Source organism: Alcanivorax sp. IL2 (assembly GCF_047495475.1).
Classification (GTDB): Bacteria; Pseudomonadota; Gammaproteobacteria; order Pseudomonadales; family Alcanivoracaceae; genus Alcanivorax.
On the sequence record NZ_CP179932.1, the window covers coordinates 109,606 to 123,139 of the forward strand.

Here is a 13,534-nt window from a genome sequence, read left to right on the forward strand (position 1 = left end):
GAGCCCATGCGTGCGCGAGATCATTCTGATTCAGGTATCCGGCAGTGACCGTCCCGGTCTGACCGCCGCTTTCACCCGGATTCTGGCCCGTTATCGGCTCAATATCCTGGATATCGGCCAGGCCGTGATCCACGACACCCTGTCGCTGGGTATCCTGGTGGAAACCCCGCCAGACGCGGAATCCTCGGCGGTGCTCAAGGATCTGTTGTTTGAGGCCCACAAGCTGAACATCAATGTGCGCTTCCGTCCCATCGACGAAGACCGCTACGAGGAATGGGTGTCCGGCCAGGGCAAGGACCGCCACATCATCACCCTGCTGGCGCGCAAGATCACCGCTGAACAACTCTCCGACGTGACCGCCACGGTGGCAGACAACGGCCTGAACATTGACAGCATCGCCCGCCTGTCCGGCCGGGTGCATCTGGAAGGGGAAGCGCTCAACGAGGACAGTCGCGCCTGCATCGAGATTTCCGTGCGCGGTGAACCGAAAGACGGCGAAGCCATGCGCGCCGCGTTCCTCAGCATCGCCAACGAACGCAATCTGGACATCGCCTTCCAGCGCGACAGCGCCTTCCGCCGTAACCGTCGCCTGGTGGTGTTCGATATGGATTCCACCCTGATCCGCTCGGAAGTCATCGACGAGCTGGCCATGGAAGCCGGAGTGGGCGAAGAGGTGGCTGAAATCACCGAGCGGGCCATGCGCGGTGAGCTGGATTTCAACGAAAGTTTCCGGGCCCGGGTGGCCCTGCTCAAGGGACTGGATGAAGGCGCCCTGGAGCGGGTGCGCGAACGCATCCAGCTCACCGAAGGGGCGCAACGACTGATCAGCACACTGCGCGCCCTGGGCTACCGCACTGCCATCCTGTCCGGCGGCTTCACCTGGTTCGGCCAGTGGCTGCAGCAATTGCTGGGCATCGATTATGTGTACGCCAACGAGCTGGAAATCGAGAACGGCCAGGTCACCGGCCGGGTAGTGGGCCAGATCGTCAACGGCCAGCGCAAGGCCGATCTGCTCAAGCAGATCGCCACCCAGGAAGGTATCAGCCTGGAACAGGTGATCGCCGTGGGCGACGGCGCCAACGACCTGCCCATGCTCGGCGAAGCCGGCCTGGGCATCGCCTTCCGCGCCAAACCCCTGGTAAAACAGAACGCCGAACAGGCCATCTCGACCCTGGGGCTGGACGGGATTCTTTATCTGATCGGGGTACGGGACAAGGATCAGGCGGAGCTGCTTAAGAGTAGTTGACAGTTGACAGCTACGCGTAAATCGCACTTCTATCTTGAAACGCAAGAGGCCGCGCCCAAAGGTTTGGGCGCGGCCTCTTGCGTTTCAATGAACTGCCAACCTCGCCCGCGACGCTGTCAACTGTCCACTATCAACTGTCAACTGCCTTTTTACGCCGACTCCGGAATCTGCAACGTATCCATCGGCGCCTGCAGATAGAAACCCTGCAGGTAATCGATCCCGCCGAGGGTCCACAGGGCCTGCATCTGAGCGGCGGATTCCACGAAACCTACCACCGTCTTGCGGTTGCCTTCCTTCACCTGTTTGACGATCTCGGTGAGACGCTGGCGGCCTTCTGACTTGGCCACATCCTGGGTGAAGGAGCCTTCGAATTTCACCATGGTGGCAGGAATGTGCTGGAACAGTTTGAACGGGTCCAGGCCACCGCCAAAACGGCTGATGGAAATGCCGCAGCCGGCACTCTTCATCTTCTCGGCAAACACGCCGGCCTGCTTCAGGTAAGTGGTGGCATCGCCTTCGGTAAGCTGGAAGGTCACGCGGGAGCCGTCCATCTTGGCCGCTCGCATGGCCTTGAGCAGCCAGTCAGCCAGGGACGCATCGGCCAGCGACCCACCATTGATATTGAACACCAGTTTCACCGGTTCGCTCATGGTCGCCGCCGAGCGCATGGCGTTAAGTACCACCCAGCGATCAATCTTGCCCACCAGCCCCTGCTCGGCCGCCACCGGAATGAACTCGCTGGCCTCCATGGCTTCGCCCTGTTTCTGGGGCAGGTTCACAAACACCTCGAAAACATGCTCACTGTCGTCTTCCAGATTCATCAGCGGCTGGTAGCGCAGATTGAAACTGCCCTGCTCCAGCGCCTGACGCAGCAGCATGACAATGGCCTCGGAAGAACCGGCGGCCACCTCGTCCATGGGGTCGTGCACCTTGATGCTGTTGCCCTTGCCACTGTTTTCCCGTTGGGCCTGGTTACAACATTTCAGGGCCGTGGTCAGGGTGCCCTGACCGCTGCGAGCATCCTCACGGACAAAGGCGACACCCACACTGGCGGTTACCTGGATGGTCTTGGCCGCCACTTCCGGCATCAGCCCTTCAATACCGGCCCGCAGGCGCTCGGCCAAATCCTCGGCCTCGTCGGTGTCAGCCACCGGCAGCAGCACGGCAAAATCCTCACCATCCACCCGGGCCAGCTTGGCATCGCCAACCTGACCTCCGAGCCAGTCGGCTACTGCCCGCAAAATTTCATCGGCGCCATCAATCCCCAGGGAGGATTGATGTTGCTCGAAGTCATCCAGACGCAGATACAGCACGGTAGCCAACTGCCCTTCGCGGGCCGCTTCGGCCACCGCATCATCAAGCTGATCCATAAACCATTTGCGGGCGAACAGGCCGGTGACCTGATCTTTCTGGCTCATCTCATGGAGCCGTTCCTGCATTTCGTTCTCGTCCACGCCGCCGGCGCGGATCACGATCTGGGTACAGGCTTCGCCGTCGTAGGTGCTGGACGAGAAAGTAAAGGACGCATCGAATTCATTGCCCTCGGTGTGAACCCCCTTGCAATCCAGCTCCTGGGTCTGGCTTTCATCCTGGGCGCGGCTACGCAGCAGCTGCTTGAGCTTGTCGTGATCCGCCGCCGACACCATGTCCATGATTGGCACGCCAGCGAGATCATCGGCGCTTTCATAGCCGAACAGCTCCACATAATTGTCGTTGGCGTGAATATGCATGCCATCAAGCACATAGGCGATGGCATCGCGGCTCTGATCCATCAACAGCGCCAGACGTTTTTCCGCATCGTGGCGAACAATCTCGGAATGCTGCAGCTCCTTGCGCAGGCGCAGATTTTCCACCACCCGGTCCACCATCAGGGTGAGCATGTCCCGATCGTCATTGGGGACCACGCCACTGGCACCTTGCAGCAATGCAGCTTTTACGGTCTCGGCAGAAAAGGTGTTTTCCAGCAGAATCACCGGCACCGCCTTACCCAGACGCTTGAGGTGAGCCATGGCGGATTCGAAGCTGCCATCACCAAAGGAAGGCCGGCATAGCATCAGCTCCCAGGCACCGCCCTTGAGGGCACGCAGCAAGTCATCCTCGCCCAGCGCCAGTTGCGCACGGGTCGCCCGGCCGGCATTGCGCAGCATATTCATCAGCTGCTCAGCCTCATCCTGTGAATCGTGGGCGATCAGTAGGCGGAGATTATCCAGGGCATAGCTCATGGGGTGACGACTCATACTGTTTTCGTACGGCCCACCATTGTGCCTGACAACCCTGTCTTGGCAACTTTCCAGCAGAAAAAGAGAGAACCGACCGACCTTTCCCGGGAGAGATCGCCACAGATTCCGTGTTTTCTGTTTATGAAAAGCAACCCGGCCAATGGCAGAAGACCATCACACAGCATCCTCGCTGTGAACATAGCAAACGGGTCAGACGCGCATCAGCGCGCCTTGGAATTATTAAAGACTGGACCAGATTGAATCCAGATCACCTTCATCATCATCGCTCACCGGCCTGACAGGAGCCGCTGGGGTCGCCATATCCCGGAACGGGTACTGGCTGAATCCAGATGCCCCCTGAGTGCGGCGCATCAACTGTACGCGACGGGGCTCGCCGGCCTCAACCAGCTCCACCTTAACGCCTTCGTTGAAACCCACGGTAGGCAGCAACAGGGTGGCCGGCTGGCCAACACCGGTCAACTCCGGCAGCAGGATGGCCCGCATGAAATCACTGTCCTCTCCCTGCTTGCGCAGCGCGCGCGCCGCTACCGGTCGCCCCCCCGGAGCCAGCAACTCCACCCCGAAACGAGCACCGTGATTGGGTAACTGGGTGACCCAGCGCACCACCGCCAGCATCCACTGGCTTTCCGGGTGATCACGCAGGGCCAGCAACTCCCCCGTGCGCATCAGGCTTGGCGTATTGCCTTGCCAGGACAGGCAATAGCCACCGGGGCTGGCATTGACCTTCTGGCAATGATAGCTCTCCGGCAGCGCAGCCTCGCTGCGAAACGAGGAGTCGGGTTTGCCGATATCAATCGTTTCATTGGGGAATTCAGACTGATACGCCGTGGCCCAGGGATCTTCATGTTGTTGCTTTTGCCGGGTGCTCACTTTGATATTGCGCAGGAAGGGATTGTTCTCTTCTCCATCCCCCATCACCGTCAGGCTGCCGCGCTCGATCAGGGTTTCAAACGGCACCTTGCCGGACAGAAAATAATGTACGCCCACCAGCCCGAAGCACAGCTCGATCTCGCCGCTTTCCGCCATGCGTTTGAAGGCCCGCTCAGTAAGCGCGCCCCACACCTGCTGCAGATGGCTCATCATGCTGTCAGTGAGCCCTTTGGGCACGACCAGCTCGCTGCTCTGCGGATCGCCTTTCCAGGCACTGATGGCCTGCACCAACCGGGTAGAATCAATATAGCGCCAGCTATCCGTGGCCTGGGAGGCGTGGGTGCGATAAATCGGCGGACGATCCGCCTGCAGATCGAACACGAACAGGTCTTCATCATCACTGGCGGTTTTGATCTCGATCAGATCCCCCCAGGTGAACGCGGCCTTGAACAGGGCTGCCAGTTCCTGCTGGCGCAATTGATTGGGCTTGGCGGTGGCCAGTAACAGACAACGGGCATAGGCAGACTGGATACTGGAATTGCCCTTCTCGTCTTCCACCGGCGAAGCCGCGATGCCGTGCAGCTCCGCCAGCAGATAAAGTTGATGCAACTCCAGCCAGAGATGGCGAGGGCTGGGGAAGTACAACTGGTAGCAACGCAACAGCGTATCGCCAAGGGCGCTGATAGCACGATGGATCGAAGTGGTCACTGCGCGCCGAACCGTTTTGTCCTTGAGCTTGCGCATCCCTCTCACGGCCACCAGTTTGTAACCATTGGCCAGGTGCCCCTGCAGGGCCTGGGCCAGGCTGGCCACGCGACGCGCCTTGTCCGGCAAAACCAGAGACTGATTCAGGTAATGTTTCTGCAGGGAATCGCTGACATGCAGAATGGAAGGGCGCACCACTTCCAGCAACTGGAAGCGCTGCTTGGAGTCGATGTGCAGCCGATTCAGCTCCTGAATGAACTGATAGAGCTGACGGGCCGTTTCCCCCATGTTCATAATCGGGAGAGCATCAACCCATTGTTGCAGCTTCTTTGGCTGATCAGCGCCAAGTGTCAGGTGCGGCAAATCCTGCTCGGGCAGTTTCAAGCGCACCGTTTGGGCTGGTTGCTCCATGAAGATAATCCTTATCTCGGTGGCACCCAGATGGGGAACCCTGAACAATTTCTTCTGGAAGCCTGCCAACGACTTCGCACGGCTAAAATATGCAAGAAATTGTTAGGCGAGCCCTCTAGTTATTAAGTAGTAGTTCTTGTTTTCTATGTGTCCTTCGTCACATGACTTTACGATACCGTTACAGACCTGTAAATATTGTGTTCGCGCCGACCAGCGGATGCCCTAGCCCGCCAATACGGTCTTTGCCGGCTCCCCGGGCTCTTCCCGGGACAGTCTGGGGACCAGAAAACCTGGTAAGCGGCTGCGCAACTCCTTATGCAATTGCATGGCAACCGAATCCGACACCGCAAAGTGCGCCGCCCCTTGCACCGCATCCAGCTGGTGCAGGTAATAGGGCATCACCCCGGCCTCATGGAGCCGGTCCGACAGCGCTTCCAGCGCATCCACCGAATCGTTCACCCCGGCCAGCAACACACTCTGATTCAGCAGAGTGATACCTTGCCGTCGCCACTGCCGGCAGCGGTTCACCAGCGCATCACTGATTTCCCGGGGGTGATTGGCGTGCAGCACCAGAGCGGTCTGCCAGCGTGCATCCGAGAGCAGGGCCAGCAGCGGCGCATCCAGCCGCTCGGGAATGACCACCGGTGTGCGGCTATGAATACGCAGCCGGCGCAGATGGGGAATCTCCGCCAGCGCCGCCAGTAATTCCTGCAAACGGCGATTGTTCAGGGTCAGCGGGTCACCGCCGCTGAGGATCACCTCGCGGATATCCGGGCGTGACGACAGCCACTCCAGCGCCTGATCCCAGCGCTTGCCACTCAGGTGACTCTGGTAGGGAAAATGGCGGCGAAAACAGTAACGGCAGTGCACCGCACAGGCACCAGTGACCACCAGCAGTGCGCGGCCATGGTACTTGTGCAGCAGCCCGGGCACCGGGGTGTGGGTGGCTTCCTCCAGCGGATCACTGCTGTAGCCGTCCTCCTCGCGCAGCTCAGCCGGCACACTGAGCACCTGCCGCAACAACGGGTCATGCGGATTTCCAGGCTCCATCAGCCGCACATAGCCACGGGGCACGCGCAGGGGAAAATCCTGCGCTGCGGCCAGGCTGCCGGGCAGCGATTCCGCCTCCAGTTGCAGCAGGCTCAGCAGCTCCGCCGGATCGGTAATCAGGTCCGCCTGCTGGCGCTGCCAGCCCGGCAACTCCCAACCGTCCCTTTCCTGCGTTATCATTGCCAGCCTTCGCGACGCCATACATCAACCTTTGGAACAACATTTATGGCCAACTATTCTACCAGTGAATTCAAGTCCGGCTTGAAAGTGATGCTCGATGGCGACCCCTGCGCCATCATCGAGAACGAATTCGTCAAGCCCGGCAAGGGCCAGGCGTTCAGCCGTGTCCGTCTGCGCAACCTGCGCAGCGGCAAGGTCTGGGACCGCACCTTCAAGTCCGGCGACTCCCTGGAAGGTGCCGACGTGATGGATGTGTCCATGCAGTACATCTTCAACGACGGCGAATTCTGGCACTTCATGGACCAGACCAGCTTCGAGCAGAAGCAAGCCGATGAAGCTGCCGTGGGCGATGCCAAAAAGTGGCTGAAAGAAGAAGACATCTGCGAAGTCACTCTCTACAACGGTGAGCCCTTGTCTGTCAGCCCGCCGAACTTCGTGGAACTGCAGATCGTGGAAACCGACCCGGGCCTGAAAGGCGACACCGCCGGCACCGGCGGCAAGCCCGCCACCCTGAGCACCGGCGCGGTTGTCCGTGTGCCACTGTTCGTGCAGGAAGGCGAAATCGTCAAGGTGGACACCCGCACCGGCGATTACGTGGGTCGCATCAAGAGCTAGTCGTGACCGACTGGCAACCCACCGCCTCGCTGGAGGCCATCAAGGCGCGCGCCGAGCTGCTGAGCACGGTGCGCGCTTTTTTTGCTGCCCGCCAGGTACTGGAAGTGGACACCCCGCAACTGGCCCACTTCGGCGTCAGCGATCCGCACATCCAGTGTATCGCTGTGTCAGGCTACGGCTATTTGCAGAGCTCACCGGAATACCACATGAAGCGGCTGCTAGCCGCTGGCAGCGGCCCCATCTACCAGATCTGCAAAGCCTACCGGGATGGCGAAGCCGGCGGCCGCCACAATCCTGAATTCACCATGCTGGAATGGTACCGGCCCGGGTTTGTACTGGATGATCTGATTCAAGAATGCCTAATCCTGTTCGCCGAACTATTCCCCGGCGCCCCGTCAGAGTGCTTCCGCTTCCGGGACCTGTTCAGTGACATCACCGGCCTGGACCCACTCACCGCCAATGACGCAGACCTGATCGCCCACGCCGAATCCCACGGCGCCCCGGAAGGCCTGAACAAAACCGCCGCCGTGGACTACCTCATGGCCACCCGGGTAGAAGCCGCTCTGCCCGCCGAGCAACTGTCCGTGGTCACCGACTTCCCCGGCTGGGCCGCCGCCCTGGCGCAGACCCATGAAGACAAAGACGGCGTCACCGTCGCACGCCGCTTTGAGATCTATTATCGGGGGCTTGAACTAGCTAACGGCTATCAGGAGCTGACCGATGGGGAGGAACAGAGGCGACGATTCAAGAGGGATAATGCGCTGCGGCGGAAACTGGGACTGAATACCATGGAGGCAGACCCCTATCTACTCGCAGCAATGGCCTCATCTTTACCCGAATGCAGTGGCGTCGCCGTCGGGGTTGAGCGACTTCTCATGGCCCGTCAGCGTTTCAGCAATATCAACCAGGCCTTGATGTTCCCCTATAGCAGAGCCTGACTCCCCCAAAAACGCCAACGCTCTTCCCTATTTTGTCGGCGAATCACGCCTGTATTCACAGGAAAAGGGCGCCATCAAGCGCTCATTCTCCGACAGCCAATGCATTTAAAATGATCTATCACAACGCCTGACATTCCGCCTTCTGTATAGTTTGCTGCCGCTTGTATGTCACCGCGAGCGCGCTCACGCTGCGCAGAGAGATGTGGATTGCTGAATTTTGTGGCGACGAGGCAGACTCCGCTCCTTACCTGGCGGTTTATGCCAACCCCAAGCCAGATACACAGACACTGATCCTATGAGGAGCGCTATGGAGAGGCTAAGACGGTGGAGAAACCAGCTACTCGGCGATGTAGGCACCGTCTTCTATCTATCGCTGCTGTTGATTGCCGTCTTTCTGGCGGCAGCGATGGTCGACCCCCAGGCGGTGCAGAGGCAAGCGCAGAAAATCCTCGATGCAACGGCCAATAATTTTGGCTGGCTGTACCTGATGACGACCAGCGGCTTTGTTCTGTTCGCCCTGGGCCTGGCCTTTTCCCGTTTCGGCAGTATTCGTCTTGGGCCGGATGACGAGCCGCCGGAGTTCAGTTTCAAAAGCTGGCTGGCCATGATCTTTTCGGGTGGCATGGGCGTTGGCCTGGTGTTCTGGGGGGTAGCCGAACCCATGATGCATTTTAACTCCCCTCCCCTGGGGATCGGCACACCAAGAACCGCAGAAGCGGCACAGACAGGTATGCGCTATGCTTTTTTCCATTGGGGGCTGCATCAGTGGGCTAATTTTACGGTGGTGGGGCTGGCCATTGCCTACGTGCGTTTCCGGCATAACAGCCACGGGTTGATCAGTGAGACCTTCAGGCCCTTGCTCGGTGGAAGAGTGGATCACGGCTGGGGCAAAGCAATCGACATTCTGGCTGTCGTCTCCACTCTTTTTGGTGTCGCCACCACGCTCGGGCTGGGTGCGCTGCAGATCAACAGCGGGCTCGCCAAGCTCACCAGTGTGTCCTACGGGGCAACACCGCAGCTTGTGATCATGGCCGGGCTCGGTCTGCTGTTTATTCTCTCTGCCATGACACCCCTGAAGTGGGGGATCCGCTATCTGAGCAGTGCCAACATGGCACTGGCGGCGGGTCTGTTACTGTTTGTACTGATACTCGGCCCCACCGCGTTCATCTTCAGCGAATTCACGCAAACTGTCGGCGAATATCTGGGCAACATTGTGCAAATGAGCCTGGTGACCACCCCTTATTCCAGTGAACACTGGGTGCAGCAGTGGACCATTTTCTACTGGGCCTGGGGCCTTAGCTGGGCCCCTTTCGTGGGCAGCTTTATCGCCCGTATTTCCAAAGGCCGCTCAATTCGCGAGTTTGTCCTTGGTGTCATGATCGTGCCAGTGATCCTGAGCATGCTCTGGTTCTCCACCTTTGGCGGATCAGCCATCCACTTCGAGTTATTCGGGCAGGCAGGTATCGCTGACGCCGTTGCACAGGAAGTACCGGCAGGGCTTTATGTACTGCTGGAGCAGCTGCCAGGCGGATTCTATGCCGCGATTGGCGCAATCCTTCTGGTCGCCATGTTTGTGGTCACCTCGGCAGACTCCGCCACCTTCGTGTTGGGCATGTTTACCTCCAAAGGCATCCTCAACCCTACCCGCTTTGTGCGCATCCTGTGGGGCGTGGTGCAGCTGTTGATGGCGTCAGCACTGCTACTCAGCGGCGGCCTGCTCGGCCTTCGCACCGTCTCCATTGTCGCCGCATTCCCGTTTATGTTGCTGATGGTGCTGATGGCTTATTCCCTTTATCTGGACCTGGCCCTGGAATCACGCCGCCGAGAAGAGAGAGACAAACTGCTGAATGAACGGATTGAACGGCTGCTACTTCGAGAATCAGAACGGGAAGCGGAACGACTGGCGGCAGAAGAAATACACCCCAGCGCACCGGAGACGCCACACCCTGAGTCTGAAGAGGCCGATGCATTGCAGTCAAAGCAGGCTGCAGTGGGCGATAAACCCAGCTGAACACGCAAGGGGACATGCCGAGCCGGTAAAAAGCATTGCCCTCAAGCAAAAAGGCCGCACACAACTTCTGGGCGCGGCCTCTTTCCTCTTAATCAGAAAAGCCCTATCACGCGAGCTATTAACTATTCACTGTTAACTATTCACTGTCTTCAAGCCATCGCCGGCTGCGCCACCGAATTGGCCCGTGCCACCGTCTCGGCAATCAGATCGCCAATACGATCAATCGCTGATGGCGGAAAGTCATGGCCCATGCCGGGAATGATGACCAGCTTGGCGCCGCGAATGTGACGGGCAGAGGCCTTGCCACCGGCGGGACGGATCAGCGGGTCGGCACCGCCGTGGATCACGGTGGTCGGGCAGCGAATCTGTTTGAGGTGTTTGCTGAGGGCACCAGTGGCCAGGACGGCCAGGAACTGGTTGCGAATGCCGCGCGGGTTGATGCCGCGGGCCCAGCACTCACGATACATGGCTTCCAGTTCATCGCGGCCCTGGGGCAGAGTACCGGCCAGTTTGCTCATCATTTCCAGGCCGAAAGCCACGAACTGGTCTTCGGTTTCCACCTTCACCCTCGGAGCCACCAGGGTCTTGAGGGCCGCCGGTTTCGGCAATGGCAGGTAGGGGCTGTTGTTGCTGGACATGATGGAGGAGAGCGACAGCACCCGGCCCGGGTGGGTGGCAGCGATCAACTGGCTGATCATGCCGCCCATGGAGGCGCCGACAAAATGGGCCCGCTCTATGTTCAGGGCATCCAGTAGACCAACGGTGTCGGCTACCATATCGTGCAAGGTATAGGCGCTGTCCACGGACAACCCCAGGGTATAGCGCAGCAAGGCGACCAGCGGCCCCTGTTTGAACGGTTTGCGAATGCGGGTGGATTTGCCCACATCCCGATTGTCGAAACGGATTACCCGGTAGCCACGCTCCACCAGTGCATCCAGCAACGGTTCCGGCCAGAACACCATCTGCGCCGACAGCCCCATGACAAAGACAATGGGCTCCCCGTTTTCCGGGCCACGACTCTCATAAAAAAGCTCGATACCGTTACTGCTCACCGTGCCTGACTGCATATGCGTACCCTTTATTGTTCTACTGCGAGCTGATCAACATAGAAAAGCCCCGGGCAAACCACAAGCAAAGCTGCCACGATTGGCCCGATGGGCGCCTTAAACGGTGATGGCCCGCCACAACATATCGAACAGCACCCCATGCTGATCCGCCATGCGGCCGGGCCGACCGCGCAACAGGTGCATCTGGGAAATGCGCAGCAGTACGCCGTAAAAGAAATCCAGCAGGATCGGCGTGGCCACCTGACTATTGAGGATGCCCTGCTCCTGCCCCTCACCCAGCACGCTCATAAACAGTTCGGTAAGCCGCTGCTGCCCGGGCGTGGTATCGCTACCCCAGCGCCCCGGATACACCGAGTTGATCATCATCCGTCCCATCTGCGGGTTGCGATCGAAAAAATCCAGCACCACCCAGAACACCTTGCTGAGCCGGTCGCGGAAGGTGTCGATGCCGGCCAGGTGATCGAGCATGCGCTCGGCCAGCTGTTCCAGGCCGTGATGCAGACAGGCGCTGAGCAGCGCCTCTTTACTGCCGTAGTAGCGATACAGGGTCTGCAGACTGCACTGCGCCGCTTTGGCAATTTGCTGCAGGGTCACCTGGTGGAATTCCGAGTCCGCAAACACCTGCACTGCAGCCCATTCGATGCGCTGACGCACCGCCGGGTCCTGGCGGGATTCGGGGAGCACTACCGTACCGTTTCTCACACGCTCATTTCCTTTCACTGTAATTCTTATTACACCTCTGTCGGACAGAGCTCACTGCGACGTTGACTCACTGCCAAGAGGCTTCTAGTCTCGACACACTTTGTCACCATTCAATGTCACATTTCGTGTAATTAAAATTACACCGTGACCGGCAACCCCTGCAAGGAGTCTGGAATGCCTGTTCGTAAAATGAAGCTGGCTGGTCGTAGCGGCCGCGTGGCCGTGGTGGATGGTCTGCGTACCCCGTTCGCTCGTATCGCCACCCACTACAAAGACATGAACGCCATCGACCTGGGCGCCATGGCCGTAAAAGAACTGATGGCCCGCAACAACCTGGACCAGCGCGACATCGAGCAACTGGTGTTCGGCATGACGGTGATGATCCCGGAAGCGCCCTTTATCGCCCGGGAGATTGCCCTGGCGCTGGGCATGAACACGGTAGATGCCTACTCCATCACCCGTGCCTGCGCCACCAGCTTCCAGACCGCCGCCAGCGTCGCCGACAATATCGTCGCCGGTTACAGCGATATCGCCATCGCCGGCGGCACCGATTCCACCAGTTCTGCCCGGGTGCCGCTGTCTTCGGAGCTGAGCGCCGTGCTGCGCGATGTGAGCTTCGCCAAGAGCATGACCGACCGCATCAAACTGCTCAGCCAGCTGAAGGCGAAAGATCTGCTGCCCCAGGCACCGTCTATCACCGAATACTCGGTGGGCGAAACCATGGGCGAAAGCACCGAGAAGATGGTGAAGAAATGGGACATCAGCCGCCAGGAGCAAGACGACCTGGCGCATGCCTCCCATAGCAATGCCGCCCGCGCCTGGGCCGAGGGCCGCCTGGACAAGCAGGTGATGACCGCCTTCCTGCCACCCAAGGCCACCCCGCTGAAAGACGACAATCTGGTGCGCAAGAATTCCGAGCGCTCCGGCTACAGCAAACTCAAGCCAGTCTTCGACAAGGTGTCCGGTAGCGTCACCGCCGCCAACAGCAGCCCGCTCACCGATGGTGCCGGCGCCCTGCTGATGATGAGCGAGAAAAAAGCCAAGGCGCTGGGTTACCAGCCGCTGGGCTATATCCGCTCCTACGCCTTTGCTGCCCGCAGCCCTCAGGATGATTTGCTGATGGGCCCGGTGCTGGCCGCCCCCATGGCCATGGCCCGTGCCGGACTCACCCTGAACGACCTGACCCTGGTGGATATGCACGAGGCATTCGCCGGTCAGGTGGCCTGCAATCTGAAAGGCCTGGCCGATGACGACTACGTGCGCAGCCAGACCGGCCTCGCCGCTCTGGGCGAGGTAGATCGCAGCATTCTCAACGTGAACGGCGGCTCCATCGCCTACGGCCACCCCTTCGGTGCCACCGGCGCCCGTGTCATCAGCCAGGCACTGTATGAACTGCAGCGTCGCGGTGGCGGCCTGGCCCTGACCACCGCCTGCGCCGCCGGCGGTATCGGTGCCGCCATGGTGCTAGAAGCGGAATAAGCAGCGGAATAAGGAGATCC

Annotated in this window: 10 protein-coding genes; 5 read left to right on the forward strand and 5 right to left on the reverse strand. The window is 59.7% G+C overall.

Annotated elements, in window-relative coordinates:
- Positions 1 to 10: 10 nt before the first annotated feature.
- Positions 11 to 1,246, forward strand: a complete 1,236-nt coding sequence (gene serB / locus ACMG4N_RS00515; RefSeq protein ID WP_414432518.1) for a phosphoserine phosphatase SerB — start codon at positions 11 to 13, stop codon at positions 1,244 to 1,246.
- 149 nt (positions 1,247 to 1,395) lie between these two features.
- Here the strand turns inward: serB and ACMG4N_RS00520 are convergent, their stop codons facing one another.
- The 3 genes from ACMG4N_RS00520 to epmB all read right to left on the reverse strand — a co-directional run bounded on the left by ACMG4N_RS00520 (position 1,396) and on the right by epmB (position 6,702).
- Positions 1,396 to 3,483 (reverse strand): EAL domain-containing protein, encoded by a 2,088-nt coding sequence (locus ACMG4N_RS00520; RefSeq protein ID WP_297766993.1) that lies wholly within the window; start codon positions 3,481 to 3,483, stop codon positions 1,396 to 1,398.
- Positions 3,484 to 3,705: 222 nt separating this feature from the next.
- The gene (locus ACMG4N_RS00525) at positions 3,706 to 5,472 is read right to left on the reverse strand and encodes a hypothetical protein (protein WP_414432519.1); all 1,767 of its coding nucleotides are present in this window, start codon (positions 5,470 to 5,472) and stop codon (positions 3,706 to 3,708) included.
- 222 nt (positions 5,473 to 5,694) lie between these two features.
- Positions 5,695 to 6,702 carry an EF-P beta-lysylation protein EpmB gene (gene epmB, locus ACMG4N_RS00530; protein ID WP_414432521.1) on the reverse strand — a complete coding sequence of 336 codons (1,008 nt, stop codon included), beginning with the start codon at positions 6,700 to 6,702 and terminating at the stop codon, positions 5,695 to 5,697.
- A 45-nt stretch (positions 6,703 to 6,747) separates the two neighbouring features.
- Between epmB and efp the strand changes: the two genes are divergently transcribed.
- The 3 genes from efp to ACMG4N_RS00545 all read left to right on the forward strand — a co-directional run bounded on the left by efp (position 6,748) and on the right by ACMG4N_RS00545 (position 10,266).
- Positions 6,748 to 7,317: an elongation factor P gene (gene efp, locus ACMG4N_RS00535; RefSeq protein WP_297766995.1), complete on the forward strand. Its 570-nt coding sequence runs from the start codon at positions 6,748 to 6,750 to the stop codon at positions 7,315 to 7,317.
- A gap of 2 nt (positions 7,318 to 7,319) precedes the next feature.
- Positions 7,320 to 8,255, forward strand: coding sequence for an EF-P lysine aminoacylase EpmA (gene epmA, locus ACMG4N_RS00540; RefSeq protein WP_414432523.1), 936 nt, complete (start codon positions 7,320 to 7,322; stop codon positions 8,253 to 8,255).
- A 307-nt stretch (positions 8,256 to 8,562) separates the two neighbouring features.
- Positions 8,563 to 10,266, forward strand: a complete 1,704-nt coding sequence (locus tag ACMG4N_RS00545) for a BCCT family transporter (RefSeq protein ID WP_414432525.1) — start codon at positions 8,563 to 8,565, stop codon at positions 10,264 to 10,266.
- Positions 10,267 to 10,415: 149 nt separating this feature from the next.
- Here ACMG4N_RS00545 and ACMG4N_RS00550 read toward each other — a convergent pair whose 3' ends face one another.
- Together ACMG4N_RS00550 and ACMG4N_RS00555 are read right to left on the reverse strand one after the other, a co-directional pair.
- Positions 10,416 to 11,333, reverse strand: a complete 918-nt coding sequence (locus tag ACMG4N_RS00550) for an alpha/beta fold hydrolase (RefSeq protein WP_297767000.1) — start codon at positions 11,331 to 11,333, stop codon at positions 10,416 to 10,418.
- A 96-nt stretch (positions 11,334 to 11,429) separates the two neighbouring features.
- The gene (locus ACMG4N_RS00555) at positions 11,430 to 12,035 is read right to left on the reverse strand and encodes a TetR/AcrR family transcriptional regulator (RefSeq protein WP_297767001.1); all 606 of its coding nucleotides are present in this window, start codon (positions 12,033 to 12,035) and stop codon (positions 11,430 to 11,432) included.
- Between the two features lie 174 nt (positions 12,036 to 12,209).
- On the opposite strand from ACMG4N_RS00555, the gene fadI reads away from it, so the two are divergent.
- Positions 12,210 to 13,514, forward strand: a complete 1,305-nt coding sequence (gene fadI / locus ACMG4N_RS00560) for an acetyl-CoA C-acyltransferase FadI (RefSeq protein WP_414432526.1) — start codon at positions 12,210 to 12,212, stop codon at positions 13,512 to 13,514.
- Positions 13,515 to 13,534 lie beyond the last annotated feature (20 nt).